Annotated in this window: 15 protein-coding genes; 8 read left to right on the top strand and 7 right to left on the bottom strand. The window is 47.6% G+C overall.

Annotated features, from left to right (window positions below):
- Window positions 1-27: 27 nt before the first annotated feature.
- The 5 genes from BN1546_RS07175 to BN1546_RS07155 all read right to left on the bottom strand — a co-directional run bounded on the left by BN1546_RS07175 (window position 28) and on the right by BN1546_RS07155 (window position 5594).
- Entirely contained in the window at window positions 28-1005 is a 978-nt protein-coding gene (locus tag BN1546_RS07175) for a FecCD family ABC transporter permease (RefSeq protein ID WP_013369487.1), read from the bottom strand.
- Entirely contained in the window at window positions 1002-2006 is a 1005-nt protein-coding gene (locus BN1546_RS07170) for a FecCD family ABC transporter permease (protein WP_013369488.1), read from the bottom strand. Before BN1546_RS07170 ends, BN1546_RS07175 begins: the two co-directional genes overlap by 4 nt.
- Window positions 2003-2989, bottom strand: coding sequence for an ABC transporter substrate-binding protein (locus BN1546_RS07165; RefSeq protein ID WP_090736851.1), 987 nt, complete (start codon window positions 2987-2989; stop codon window positions 2003-2005). Before BN1546_RS07165 ends, BN1546_RS07170 begins: the two co-directional genes overlap by 4 nt.
- Before the next feature lie 207 nt (window positions 2990-3196).
- Window positions 3197-3925, bottom strand: coding sequence for a response regulator (locus tag BN1546_RS07160; RefSeq protein WP_090736850.1), 729 nt, complete (start codon window positions 3923-3925; stop codon window positions 3197-3199).
- Complete coding sequence (locus BN1546_RS07155; RefSeq protein WP_058710749.1) at window positions 3918-5594, bottom strand: ATP-binding protein; 1677 nt, start codon at window positions 5592-5594, stop codon at window positions 3918-3920. Before BN1546_RS07155 ends, BN1546_RS07160 begins: the two co-directional genes overlap by 8 nt.
- Window positions 5595-5755: 161 nt before the next feature.
- Between BN1546_RS07155 and BN1546_RS07150 the strand changes: the two genes are divergently transcribed.
- Together BN1546_RS07150 and BN1546_RS07145 are read left to right on the top strand one after the other, a co-directional pair.
- Window positions 5756-6049, top strand: coding sequence for a putative quinol monooxygenase (locus BN1546_RS07150; protein WP_017426184.1), 294 nt, complete (start codon window positions 5756-5758; stop codon window positions 6047-6049).
- A 45-nt stretch (window positions 6050-6094) separates the two neighbouring features.
- Window positions 6095-6919, top strand: a complete 825-nt coding sequence (locus BN1546_RS07145) for an aldo/keto reductase (RefSeq protein WP_040102106.1) — start codon at window positions 6095-6097, stop codon at window positions 6917-6919.
- Between the two features lie 91 nt (window positions 6920-7010).
- On the opposite strand, the gene BN1546_RS07140 is transcribed toward BN1546_RS07145, so the two are convergent.
- The gene (locus tag BN1546_RS07140; RefSeq protein ID WP_090736848.1) at window positions 7011-7664 is read right to left on the bottom strand and encodes an SdpI family protein; all 654 of its coding nucleotides are present in this window, start codon (window positions 7662-7664) and stop codon (window positions 7011-7013) included.
- Entirely contained in the window at window positions 7661-7972 is a 312-nt protein-coding gene (locus BN1546_RS07135) for an autorepressor SdpR family transcription factor (RefSeq protein WP_025676831.1), read from the bottom strand. The genes BN1546_RS07140 and BN1546_RS07135 overlap by 4 nt, the downstream gene beginning before the upstream one ends.
- A 213-nt stretch (window positions 7973-8185) precedes the next feature.
- On the opposite strand from BN1546_RS07135, the gene BN1546_RS07130 reads away from it, so the two are divergent.
- The 6 genes from BN1546_RS07130 (at window position 8186) to ilvA (ending at window position 13957) form a co-directional block, all read left to right on the top strand.
- The gene (locus BN1546_RS07130) at window positions 8186-8797 is read left to right on the top strand and encodes an alpha/beta hydrolase (protein WP_090736845.1); all 612 of its coding nucleotides are present in this window, start codon (window positions 8186-8188) and stop codon (window positions 8795-8797) included.
- A 73-nt stretch (window positions 8798-8870) separates the two neighbouring features.
- Window positions 8871-9095 (top strand): small acid-soluble spore protein Tlp, encoded by a 225-nt coding sequence (tlp, locus tag BN1546_RS07125; RefSeq protein WP_013369497.1) that lies wholly within the window; start codon window positions 8871-8873, stop codon window positions 9093-9095.
- Between the two features lie 237 nt (window positions 9096-9332).
- A complete protein-coding gene (locus BN1546_RS07120; RefSeq protein ID WP_090736842.1) occupies window positions 9333-10625 on the top strand; it encodes an ABC transporter substrate-binding protein in 1293 nt (430 codons plus the stop codon).
- 27 nt (window positions 10626-10652) lie between these two features.
- Entirely contained in the window at window positions 10653-11615 is a 963-nt protein-coding gene (locus BN1546_RS07115; RefSeq protein WP_013369499.1) for a carbohydrate ABC transporter permease, read from the top strand.
- 3 nt (window positions 11616-11618) lie between these two features.
- A complete protein-coding gene (locus BN1546_RS07110; protein WP_090736839.1) occupies window positions 11619-12458 on the top strand; it encodes a carbohydrate ABC transporter permease in 840 nt (279 codons plus the stop codon).
- Window positions 12459-12670: 212 nt separating this feature from the next.
- A complete protein-coding gene (ilvA, locus tag BN1546_RS07105; RefSeq protein ID WP_090739138.1) occupies window positions 12671-13957 on the top strand; it encodes a threonine ammonia-lyase IlvA in 1287 nt (428 codons plus the stop codon).
- The last annotated feature ends 134 nt before the right edge of the window (window positions 13958-14091 follow it).

Here is a 14091-nt window from a genome sequence, read left to right as displayed (position 1 = left end):
ATTTAGCTGTAATGGAGAACTTGTCCTTTATCCGCTGCTTTTTTGTTTGCGTTCCCGTAGCAAGAGATACAGGAAATAGGGCGCGCCAATCACGGCTGTCACGATGCCAGCAGGAATTTCGAGCGGCGGCTTCAGCCCCCGTCCGAGCGCATCGGCAAGGACGAGAATCAGGGCACCGATCATGGCTGCGCCGGGCAATAGATAGCGGTGGCGATTGCCAAACAAACGCCGCGCCAGATGTGGTGCCAGCAGTCCTATAAAACCGATGGAGCCGATGGCAGCGACACAGGAAGCAGCTAAGGCCACGGATACGGCCAGCAATCCTGTGCGCATACGCTTCACGCTAAGTCCCAAGCCAGCGGAGCTTTCCTCATCCAGACTCATAATATCCAGCTTGCGCTGTAGCGTATAGGCTAGAGGCAGCAATACAATTAACCATGGCAAAAGTCCATATACTTCATCCCAGCCTTTGCCCCACAGACTTCCAGCTAGCCAAGTCAGCGTATCGCTGGCTTCAAGTGGATATTTGACCAGAATATAATCGGTTGCAGCCTGAAAAATAGCACCTACCGCCAGCCCGGTTAAGGCTAGCATGTTAGGACGCATGCCCCCCTTCATCGAAAGCTGTACGAGCAGTAGTGCAGCTAATCCGGCACCGACAAAGGCAGCTACAGGCAATAGCGCCACGGGGGATGAGGGGAGCAGCACGATGACGAGAACCGCAGCAAAGCCGGCTCCCTTGGATACACCCACCACATCCGGCGAAGCCAGTGGGTTGCGGATCATACCTTGCAGCAGCACGCCAGCTACTGCAAGGCCAGCACCGGCCATGATGGCCAGCAGGCCACGAGGCAGTCGGTAATGGTGAACGATGAACCAGGAAGAGGCATTTCGGTCAGTCAGAGCGGCGATCAGCTCAGCGGGTGTAATGTAGGTGCTACCCACGCCGATAGCTACAAAGGAAACACCCAGCATTAACACGAGTAAAATCCACAGCTTTTTCATCGTGAAGCCCTCCCGTTCTTGTGCGCCAGATATAAAAAGAAGGGCGCGCCCACCAGCGCGGTTACGATACCAACGGGCGATTCATAAGGAAAGGCAATAAATCGTCCAAGCACGTCTGCATATGTCAGCAGCAGAGCTCCGCAGATTGCAGACAGGGGGATGACCCGTTTGTAATTATCGCCTGTAAACACCTTGATGATATTCGGCACCATCAGGCCCACAAAGCCGATAGACCCGGCTACTGCTACAGCAGAGCCTGCCAGCATAATAACTGAGGCTGAGGCCAGTAAGCGGACAAGACGTACATTTTGCCCCAGTCCCTGTGCGACCTCTGTACCGAGGCTAAGCACAGATAGCGAGGGGGCCAGTGCCAGTGCAAGGATCATACCGACGGCGAACCAGGGCAGCACCAGACGCGTATCGGCCCAAGTGGACCCGTCGATGGCTCCGGCGAGCCAATACAGTACATCGGATATTTGCTCGTTAAACACGAGCAGTCCCTGAGTGACAGAGGCCAGCAGCAGATGCACTGCCATCCCGGCAAGGGCCAACTTGACTGGCGTCATGCCCGCCGTTCCGGCCAGTGCGTATACGAAGGAGCCGCCTGCGATCGCTCCAGCAAAAGCAAAATAAATGCTGCCGGACGACCCGATATTCGGCAGCAGCACGACCGACAGGACGACAGCCAGCGAAGCGCCAGAGCTGACTCCAAAAACCTGCGGCGAAGCCAGCGGATTGCGTGTGATGGCCTGCATTAGCGCTCCGGCCACGGCCAGCCCGGCGCCGACGATCAGGCCAATGACGGCACGTGGTAGGCGTATCGTCAAGATAATGAGCTGATCCTTGGACGGATGCTCGGTGAACAGCGCAGTCAGCATGGTGGGGATGTCCATCCTGACTGGGCCAATTGCCACGCTCAGCAGCAGTCCAGCCAGCAGCGCGAATAGAAGTGCAAAGACGACCGGCTTATTTAGCCGGTCGCGTAAGGCTTGTCCGATCAACGGGAGCCGTCTCCTTTATTTTGCGCGGGATACAGAAGCGAAATCGCTTGCTCCAGTATTTTCTCGGCAGAGCCGAGTCCACGGTACCGGGTCCACAGTGCCCGGTTTACTTCGTAAACTTCCCCTTTTTTCACGGCCGTAATGTTTTGCCATAACGGATTTTGCTTCCATTCCGCAAGCAGCTTCTCATCGGCTTCCACCAAGAAGATCACATCTGGATCAGCTTGTGCAATCTGCTCCAGTGTCAGCTTGACTGTAGGCTCGCTTGTATTTTGAAGCGCATTGTGGATGCCTGCTTGCTCCAGCAGTTGTCCATCAAAAGATGAAGCGCCGTGAGCCGATAGTGAATCCGAACGGAATACCCCAAGCAATACGCTGCGTGACTCACCAGCTTGGATGCCTTCTTTCAGCTTTGCCATGGTAGCTTTATGTGCTGCGAGAATTTGCTCACCCTTTTCCTTCTCACCCAACGCGTCAGCGATAACGCCGAAGGATGCCAGGTTTTGTTCATAAGAGGAATTGCGGCTCTTAAGAACAATGGTAGGAGCAATCTCACTTAGTTCTTTGTATATGCTCTTATGACGGTTTAGATCAGCAATAATCAAATCGGGTTTCAAGGAGCTGATCGTTTCCAGGTTCGGCTGTTTGCGTGTGCCGACAGGTGTAAAGTCGATTTTTTTTCCAAGCAGCCCATCGATATCATCCTCATTTTCCTGAGCTATGCCGACAGGCATCACACCCAGTTGGGTAGCGGCATCGACAAAAGAGAATTCCAACGTTACGATTCTTTTAGGTTTGCCTGTAACTTTGGTTTCTCCCATCTCATGTTTGATCGTTCGAGTGTCGCCTATGGTTTGAGGTGCTGCTGCATTATTATTTTGTGATTGGCCTCCACATCCCGCCATAACGGCTGTCAGTAGTACCAGAATCGCTGCAAGCAGCATGCCTGTGCGTAGTGGTAGTGGCTGTTTTGGTGTTGCCATGTATTGTCCCCCGTTCCAAATATGCTTACCAGAGAAACTGATAATCATTATCAATTAACTAACTGTTGACCATTCTAGCAACCGGGAAGAGGGACGTAAATAATGTGATCATTTAAACCATTTTAGTCTATTAAATGAATTAAGTTCATAAAAGTCACAAGCAACGAGGAGCGCGGAAAGGACAGACCTGGCAGCAAAATTCGGGGATTATGCATTTTCCTGCCGTCTGCGATAGATACGCTCCGGTCTGCCGACAGTCCCGTATACCTGATCATGGTGCGCATCGCCACTTTCCACTAAGTACTCCAGATACCTTCTGGCGGTAGATCGGCTCATACCTAGCTCAATTCCCACTGTACCCGTAGTAACCTCACCTTGTCGATTCAGGAGATCAAGCACCTTTTCGCAAGTGACTTTATCAATGCCTTTGGCCCATAGGTCTCCGACTCCGTTACTCGTCATCCGACCCGTGCCCGCGCTTTGTAGTAGACGGTCAATTTCCGATTGCTCCACCGTAGCTTGTTCCTCTTGCCATGTTGTGACTTGGCGGCGAAAACGGGCATACTCCTCTAAGGTCGCTCGCAATCTTTCGAATACGAGCGGTTTTACGATAAAATCAAATACGCCTGCGCGAACCGCTTGTACCACAGTTTCAGCTTCTTTGGCGGCAGTCAGCATAATGACATCTGTACCCGGATAGTGTTGCTTGATGAACGATAGCAGGGTTAGACCATTCGTATCGGGAAAATAAACATCCAGCACGGCTAAAGACGGACGCAGAACATCTAGTTGAAGCTTTGCCTCAAATTCGTTCGTTGCTATTGCACATACAGTGAACCCGTCCACCTTTTCAATAAATCGTCGGTTAATCTCCGCAATACGCGGATCATCTTCAATAATAAGAACCTCAATGTCCGATAAAACCCGCTCATTCATGGACGTAACCTCCTTTTGCATTATTGCTCCCCGTGTCTGTCCTATTTAAAGGAATGTACACTTCAAAAATGCTACCACCACCAGGCCGTTCATGTACTTTTATGGAGCCACTCATTCGTTCGGTGTACTCCTGCACGAGAGCGAGGCCATATCCGTGTCCTGCCTCTGCTTTGGTTGATGCTCCCTTAACGAACAGTTTTTCCTGGATATCCTCTGAAATACCCGATCCATTATCTGCAACTTCGACGATGATGGCTTCAGTCATTTCTTCAAGCCGGAACCATACCTGTCCGTCAGGTATAGAGCCTATCGCAACTGCTTCCATAGCATTGTCCAGCAGGTTTCCGGCAATGGCAGCAAGAAGCGACCACTCCAACGTAGGAGACGGAGTTGAAAATGCTCCTTTAATATATGAATGAAGTACAATCCCTTTTTCCAACGCCTGTTTTTTCTTGCTGATCAGCAGGCTGGCGATGATTGAATCAGGTGAAAGAGAAGAGGAAACGGAACGATGTACACGATACTCCTCCGATTCCTGAGTAATAAAGTCCACTGCTTCGTCATAACACTCCAACTGAATCAGACCGGATATGAGATATAGCCGATTGGTATATTCATGTGTTTGTGATCGCAGCACATCCGCATAATCCTTGACCTCCGTCAACTGCCGCGTCATGCGAAGCAGCTCTGTTTTGTCGCGCAGACTGGCAACCGTGCCCAGCATTCGTCCGAATCGATCCTTGATCGGCACACGGCTGACGACTACGACTCGTTGTTGGATCTCAATTTCTTCATTGAATACGTTCTGTTCCTGATCGGGCTTCATGCTTGGATTCTTCTCGATAAAATCTGTAGCAAGCACATCTGCCAGCTGATCTGCGGCGCCCGCCAAGTGACGAAGCTCGCATCCATAGAGGCTAGTTTCCGGGGGAAGGCCCAGCAAACGGACGGCTTGTGGATTGGCAAGTGTGACTTGTCCACTGCTATTAACCGCGATAATCCCTTCGCCTATGGATTCGAGAATGGCTTGCTTTTCCTGATACAACCGTCCAATCTCTACTGGCTCCAGCCCATGCAGTTCGCGCCGTACCCGTCGTGCTATAATCAAACTTCCTAATATGCCGATCATCAGCGCGCCTATCATGAACCATAGCCATGTATATGTGTATGTACGAATATTTTGCGCCACATCTGTCATCAGAAAACCTACAGAAACGAGTCCGATAGCTTGGCCTTGTTCATTATAGACTGCGGTTTTGGCTCGCAGTGACGGTCCGAGAGAGCCGGTGGATTCCGTAATAAAGGACTGCCCTTGCAGCACCTTAGTATTCAGCGGGTCCATCATAGGCTGTCCGATGCGTTCCGGGTTAACATGCCATTGACGAATGAGATGACGATCTGCAATTGTAATAAAATCAGCCCCACTGCTGGCTTGAACGGGCTTCACTGCCTCGTTGATCCGCGCACGTAGTTGCGTTGTATCGGTCTGTTCTAGAGCATCCCTGACCTGTGCATCTACCGCAAGCGTATTGGCTACGGTCAGCGCCCTTTTCCCAATCTCTTCATACAAGGCGGAGGTAATCATATAGCGCAAGGATAATCCCAACAGTCCGGTAACGACTAGCACTAGAAGGGATATGAATACCATTAATTTTGTCTGAAAACGCACATGCCTTCACCGCCACTAAACAAAATATAGGAGCAGTTGATCAGCCGATCAACTCCCCAATACGATTCATTTTACTGTATTTCAGAAACGGCCGCACTTTTAATCTATCGAAAGAATGGTCTATAATAGAAATAGTTACATAATGCGAGGAGGAAAATATTATGATTATTATTCATGCCGATATGAAAGTTTTACCAGAAAAAAGAGAAACATTTCTGCAACAAACCCAAGGGTTGATCAGCGCATCACAAGCTGAAGAGGGCAATGTCCGCTATACGTTAATGCAGGATCTGAATGATCCCAACGCATTTACGATGGTGGAAGAGTGGAAGGATGCTGCTGCTGTAGATTTCCATAACAAGTCTGCCCATTTCCAGGCATTTGTTGCTGCTGCTAAAGAATTGTTGGCTGCTCCACTTGAAGTGAATGCTTTTCAGGATGCGACTAAACTGTAATTATCCTGTTGGATAATATATAACTAAGAATAGGAGGAGATAGACATGGGGAACATTGCGGATACAGCTTTACTAAATAACGGAGTTCAGATGCCTTGGCTTGGTTTTGGTACGTACAAGGCGGAAGGTAATGAGGTCTACGAAGCAGTCAAAACAGCCATTGAAGTCGGTTACCGTCACATTGATACGGCGGCGATCTACGGCAATGAGGAACTGGTCGGACAAGCCATTCGTGACAGTGGAGCAGCCAGAGAAAATCTGTTTGTGACCACTAAGCTATGGAATCAAGATCAGGGCTACGATTCAACACTGCGTGCCTTCGAGGAAAGCCGCAAACGGCTGGGCCTGGACATTATTGATCTGTATCTCATTCATTGGCCTGGCAAGGACAAGTACAAGGAAACTTGGAAGGCGTTCGAGCGGCTGTATGAAGAAGGAAGTGTACGCGCAATTGGAGTAAGCAACTTCCAAATTCACCATCTCGAAGACCTCCTGAAAGACAGCAATATTGTGCCTGTTATTAATCAGGTAGAGCTTCACCCGCGTCTGACACAGCAAGAGCTGCATCAATACTGCCGGGAGCATCAGATCCAGCTTGAATCGTGGAGTCCTCTGATGAAGGGGAAACTGACGGAGCAAGCAGACATTGTTGAGATTGCTGCTAAATACGGCAAAACGACTTCTCAGGTTATTTTGCGTTGGCATCTGGATCGGGGGATTGTGACGATTCCCAAATCGGTTACCACGCATCGTATCCGCGAAAATGCCGAATTGTTCGATTTTGAACTGACGACTGAGGATATTGACCGAATCAATGGTCTTCATCTGGATGAGCGTGTAGGCACCCATCCCGATAAACTGTTGTTTTAATTGAATATGTAGATGTATAAAGAACCTCCCATTCTGCTTTTATCGCGGTTTGGGAGGTTCCTTTTTTAGGTTCAGGTGTGGCTTTGTCTATTTACTTGTTTAGCTTACGATACAACAAGTAAGAATAGAGTACAGGAGAGATAACGGATATGATCAGTACGGTTAGGAAAATGACTACTCCCGCCATTCCACCTACCCATGCCGCCACCAACGCTGAAGCACCGCCAAGCATCATCATAGGCCCCCCGAAACGGTGCGTTTTACGCCATACCTCGGGATTAGACAGAGTCCACGGCGTGCGGATACCGAACGTATAGTTCGGCTGTACCTGAGTCATATAATTCCCCATCACCATCAGCATCAGGCCTATTAACCCTAAAATTATAGCATTCATTTGCAGTCGTATATTCAGGTTATACAGCAGCATTCCCCATCCAGCTACAGCGAGAACTACAGAAATACCTGCACGCGTAACTTCATAGGCTTTTGAAAATTTCTCATAATTAGCTCTGTTGGGGTCCATGTGGCGTGCCAATCGAATGACCAGCGGGACTAGGCCCAACAACACGAGCATGATAATAGAACCACTTTTGCTCGTATACCCGTCTGCTGTATTGTTAAAGTTAATATGCGAGGCTAGAACATTGGGCAGTCGGTCGTACAGCAGTATAGCGCCTATGGCGGGTGATAAGGCAATCAAAGTTGTCAAAACATCCGTCAAGCTCCAAGGTGTTCGAAATTTCATTCAGATTCCTCCCCATCCTTAATATGATTCCTATTTTTTTTCGCAGGGGTATCGGAGTGGGCGATACTGAACATCCAACCGATCACATCCGCCACAACCGTTGTATGCAGGGTGTAGATAATGTTTTGCCCCTGTCGTTCATCCAGCACCAGCCCAGCCTGCTTCAGGATATTGAGATGGTGGGAGATGCTGGGTTTGCTAATTTGAAAATGTTCAGCTACTTCGCCTGCGCTCATGCTTTTTTCCTTTAAAAGCTGCAAGATTGTACGCCGGGTCGGATCAGCCAAAGCTTTGAAGGCATCGTTCAAAATACATTTCCTCCTTTAGATATTTAGATAATATTCTAAATATCTAACACCATAGTAAAATACAGCTATACTACATGTCAATGGAACAAGACATCATTTTAGAAAAAATGAACGAGGTCAATTATGTTTGTATAAAGCAGTGAAATGGGCTATAATCAATTTATACAAAAAATAAGATTCTTAATTTAAAGTTAATTAGAGGAGGGAATAGATATGAAACACGTCTTTCGTAAAGGAAATGATCCGCAAACCCCGGTTATTTTGCTGTTGCATGGTACCGGCGGGAATGAACAAGATTTGCTACCTTTGGCTGATATGGTAGCACCGGGAGCGTCTGTGCTGGGCGTGAGAGGTAATGTATTGGAAAATGGGATGCCGCGCTTCTTTCGCCGTTTGGCTGAGGGGGTATTCGATATTGAGGATCTCGTATTTCGTACCAAAGAACTAAGCGAATTTGTAGATTCAGCTGCAGAGCAATATGATTTTGACCGTAACAACGTGGTGGCTCTGGGCTATTCCAATGGAGCCAACATAGCGGCCAGTATGCTCTTTCATGATGCAAAAGCGCTACGTGGGGCCATTCTCCATCATGCCATGGTGCCATTGCGAGGGCTGCAACTGCCGGACTTGAACGGTGTCCCTGTATTTCTGTCTTCTGGTGAAAATGACCCGATTGTTCCAGCGGCGGAATCTCAGGAGCTGCAAGCCCTGCTGGAGGGGGCCGGAGCGCAGGTGGAAGCCTACTTGGAACGCAATGGTCATCAATTGACTCGCACTGAAGCCGAAGCAGCAGGCCTATGGTTTGGAAAGCATTTTAATGTATAAAATAACTCGATAACGATCAAGCTACGGTTTAGCGCTCTAGTGAGCGATTCTATGATTAGGAGGCGTTAAACCGATGGCAAAACCGGATAATCGAGCAGATAATGTGGAGCATTTGCAACAAAATATTCAGAATACATTGCAGAATCTTCATGAGGCTGAAGGATACCTAAACGAATTTTCCTCTGAAATCAGCAATGAGGAGCGTAAGCAGATCGAAGAAAAAAATAATCGTCGTAAACAAAGTATTAGATCATTTCGAGAAGAAGTGAAAGACGAAGCAGCACATTCGCAAGAGTAGTTAACATAGCGCGACCCAACTCCGAGTTTCAATTGAAGTTGGGTCGTTTTTTTTATGCAGAAATCATCATATTCCCATCCAATTCATTTTCCCCCTATAATGCAATGAGATCTGTTTTACACAAAAACGAATTTTTTTGAATAATGTTGTTGTAAACTAATTTGTATTGATGTTAAATAATAAAAGAAAGCGCAATCATTTACGAATTAGGATTTCATCATGCGAAGGGGGAAGGATATGCTGCTGCGAAGAAAAAGCATGGCTTTGATGCTTATGGCGGTGGTTTTGATGGCTGGACTGCTGCAAGGTTGTTCTTTCAAGAGCGATGAAAAGGATGGGCCGGGAACAGAACTTGTATTGTGGACTTTCAATGAACTGCATGAGAAGTTTTTTCTGCAAATGGCTGACCAATGGAACCAACAGCACCCTGATGAATTGATTAATTTGAAAGCGAATACATTTCCTTATGACAACCACCACAGCAAGCTCTCGATTGCGTTGCAATCAGGGGTGGGAGCGCCGGATATCGCGGATATTGAGGTGAACAAGATTGGTAATTTCCTCAAAGGAATACCGCAACTGGTCCCGCTCAATCCGGTGATTGACCCTGAGATCAATAACATTGTGCCTTCCAGAGTACAGATTTACGGCAAAGACGGTAAGTATTACGGCATTGACTTCCACGTTGGAGCCGAAGTGATGTATTACAATAAAGAGATTATGGATCAGGCGGGGGTAGACCCGGATTCCATCGTTACCTGGGCAGACTATGCTACTGCTGGCAAGCAAGTGCTGGCAAAAGCGGGCAAGCCGATGGCAACCTTGGAGACCAATGACCTGTGGAGCTACTGGCCGATGATCTCACAGCAAAATTCAGATTTTTTGGATGATAAGGGCGAGTTGACGCTGGATAACGAAACCAATATTAAAACACTTGAGTTTATCCAACAGATGATAAAAGACAAGATCGCTATTCCCGCACCGGGCGGTGGGCATCATATGGAGGAATACTACGGGTTTATGAACAAAGGCGGGGCCGCTTCGGTGTGGATGCCGATGTGGTATATGGGACGTTTTACGGATTACATGCCTGACTTGAAAGGAAAAATCATCATTAGACCGATGCCGGCGTGGGAAAAAGGCGGCTATCGCTCAGCAGGTATGGGCGGGACCGGAACGGTAGTCACGAACCAGTCAAAGCACCAGGATTTGGCGATGCGTTTTCTAGCCTTTGCCAAGCTGTCCAAGCAAGGGAATGTGGAGATTTGGAAGCAGCTAGGGTTTGATCCCATCCGCAGTGAAGTGTGGACCATGCCGGAAGCCAAAGCCAAAAATAAATTTACGGAGTATTTCGGAACGAATATTTTTGACACGCTGATCGAAGTCAAAGATGAGATCAATGCGGTGCATATCGGACCGAAAACGCCTGACATCGCTAGTGCTGTACGCAATAAAATACTTTATCGGACACTACAGAGTGGCGAAGATCCAGCCACGGTGCTGCATGAGCTAGCAGATGAACTGAGATAGACCCCAACAGGAAAGGGAGTGAGATTCATGGCAACGCCCGTTCATACGAACGCTAATGTACCGACAGGTCAGCCGCCAAAAACTCAGCGTCCGACCAGAAGTCAATGGAGCCGATTTATTCATTCCAGTCGTACGGCACCGTATGTATTTGTCCTTCCATTTTTACTGTCCTTTGCACTGTTTTTTGCGTATCCGGTCATCTCGACGGTCATTATGAGCTTTCAGGAAGTTCTGCCGGGGATAACAACTTACGTTGGCCTGGAAAATTATAAGGATTTAATGAATCCTACATTTGGAAAAGCGATATTAAACAGCGTCCTGTACACGCTGCTTACACTGGTCGTGCTGATTCCTCTGCCACTGGTACTGGCGGTATTGCTGAATTCGCCTAAAATGCCGGGCAGAGGGCTGTTTCGCTCCGTGATGTTTATACCCGCACTAACCTCAGTGGTGGTAGCAGGAACAATCTTCCGACTCATGTTTGGGGAATTGGACGGCTCGTTGATGAACTCTCTGTTGGGGTTATTCGGTCTTGAGCCTTACAAATGGCTAATGAACGCGAACACCGGCTTTTTAGCGTTGATCGTGCTGGCCTTATGGAGATGGCTAGGCGTAAATATGCTGTACTACATGTCGGGACTCCAGAACATTCCTCCCGAGTTGTATGAAGCTGCACAGATTGATGGAGCCAGTCGTTTCGATTCATTTTGGCGGATTACGATTCCTATGCTGAAACCCGTGACGATCTACGTATTTACGATTAGTATTTATGCCGGGTTATCCATGTTCACCGAGAGCTATATGTTGTGGAACGGAAATAACTCCCCGAATGATATTGGGTTAACGATTGTTGGCTATCTCTATCGCCAAGGTCTGGAACAGAATAGTATGGGCTTTGGAGCGGCAGTCGGCATTGTATTGCTCGTATTCACATTAGTACTGAACCTGATCCAGCTCAAATTTTTTGGCATGTTTCGGAAGGAGGATTAAGCGATGGCTCAGAAACAAAATGGCCCGTTATCCGCATTTCTCGTTGTCTTGTTCATTCTATTTGCCGGGTTCGCCCTGTTTCCGCTATTTGCCGTGACGCTTGCCTCATTCAAGCCATCAACGGAGCTGCTGCGCTACGGTTTGAATCTCAAGCTGGAGTGGGCCATCATGTCCTTGAAAAACTATGCGTTCATCTTTCAGGGGACGACGGATTATTTTCAATGGTACTGGAATAGTCTTGTCATTACCGTCTTGTTTACGGTGTTATGTCTGATATTGTCCGCAATGGTCGGGTATGGCCTGGAGATGTATCGTTTTAGACTGAAAAATGTGATTTTTACATTGGTGCTGGTCGTGATGATGATCCCGGTAGAAATTATCATGCTGCCACTTTACAAACTAATGATCGGTATGAAGCTGATCAATACGGTATGGGGTGTAATTTTGCCGTTTGTCGTTGCACCGATTCCGATCTTTTTCTTCCGTCAATATTTGAGCGGAGTACCCAAGGATTTTATGGATGCTGCACGAGTTGACGGTTGTTCAGAGTATGGTATTTTTGTGCGGATTATGATGCCTCTGATGGCACCTGCCTTTGCGGCAATGGCTATTTTACAGGCTATGAACAGTTGGAATAACTTCCTGTGGCCGATGATCGTATTGCGTACTAACGACATGCTGACACTGCCAATCGGTCTGTCCAGTCTGCTGACGCCATATGGCAACAATTATGATGTGTTGATTGCCGGATCAGTCCTGGCTATTCTGCCGATTCTCGTTGTGTTTCTGTTCTTCCAGCGTTACTTTATTGAAGGGATGACTGCAGGCGGGGTAAAAGGGTAATCATTACGGTGCTGAATGAGTCGATTGAATACTGAAATGTATAGAGTCAGGAAAGGCGGGTCGGGCATTGTCTCGACCTGCTTTTTTTATGGATTCAATGATTTTCATTCTCATTTTCATGGCTATCAACTGCACAAGCTATAGGTAAACGTGGTATGATGTTTGAAAGATTTCAAATACACAGAAATATTCAGGCGGAGCGTGGAGAACCTATGGAACCAACAGAAACCCAGAAAACTGAACCGGCCACGGCGTCAACCGTTGGCATGGAGGATATTGTACGGGCGCATCATATGCTGCGTGAGGTGATTGTTCGTACACCTTTACAGAGGGATGCCGTCCTATCGGCCAAATATAACTGTAATGTGTATCTGAAGCGAGAGGATCTCCAAGTTGTGCGGTCCTTTAAAATCCGTGGAGCTTACAACATGATCCGCAGCTTGACTCCTGAGCAGATGGAAAAAGGGATCGTGTGTGCGAGTGCGGGTAATCATGCACAAGGCGTGGCTTTTTCATGTAACGCGCTCGGCATCCACGGTAAAATATTTATGCCGAGCACAACGCCTAATCAGAAGGTGAAGCAGGTACGTCGCTTTGGCGGAGACAGTGTAGAGGTTATTTTGACCGGAGATACATTTGACGATGCTTATGACGAGGCTATGAAGGTGTGTAGCGAGCAGGGAATGACCTTCATCCATCCGTTCGATCAGCCGAAAATTATCGCGGGTAATGGTACGATTGCGATGGAAGTGATGGAGAGTCTGGATACACCTGCGGACTATATGTTCGTGACGATTGGCGGCGGCGGTTTGGCGGCAGGCGTAAGCACATATGTTAAAACTGTGAGTCCGACCACCAAAGTAATCGGCGTAGAGCCCCTGGGCGCAGCATCAATGACGGAAGCGATGCGTTTGAACAAGGTCGTTACACTGGAGCAAATAGACAAGTTTGTTGACGGGGCTGCGGTGAAGCGAGTGGGTCAGTTAACGTATGACATTTGTAAATATACCTTGGATGATATTGTGAAGGTACCGGAAGGCAAGGCATGCACAGCGATTCTGGCGCTGTATAATGAAAATGCGATTGTTGTGGAGCCTGCGGGCTCGCTGCCTGTAGCAGCACTTGATCTGTATCGTGAGCAGATTCAAGGCAAAACAGTAGTCTGTATCGTCAGTGGTGGCAATAACGATATTGATCGTATGCAGGAGATTAAGGAACGCTCCCTAATATACGAAGGGCTAAAACATTATTTCATGGTGAATTTCCCGCAAAGAGCAGGGGCACTGCGTGAGTTTCTTCAGGAAGTGCTTGGACCGGACGATGACATTACTAGGTTTGAGTATACGAAAAAGAATGATAAAGAAAATGGCCCGGCGCTGGTCGGTATTGAATTGTTACACAAGGAAGACTATCTTCCTTTAATTGAACGAATGAATCGCAAAGGGCTTAACTATACGGAATTGAACAAAAATGAGAATTTGTTTAATATGCTTATCTGACAAGGGCCTACGGGCTCTTTTTTTTGTATATGCAATGTTATGCGTAGTTTATAAATTTCTTTTTATTTGAAATAAAGCGTTTACAAAACTGAAGTTGATAGGTTAATATATGGGTAACTTCATAAGTATAAACA

The sequence above is a fragment of the Paenibacillus sp. Mc5Re-14 genome (assembly GCF_001049835.1).
In the GTDB taxonomy this organism is placed as follows: Bacteria; Bacillota; Bacilli; order Paenibacillales; family Paenibacillaceae; genus Paenibacillus; species Paenibacillus polymyxa_C.
This window is presented reverse-complemented; position numbering and strand designations above follow the sequence as displayed.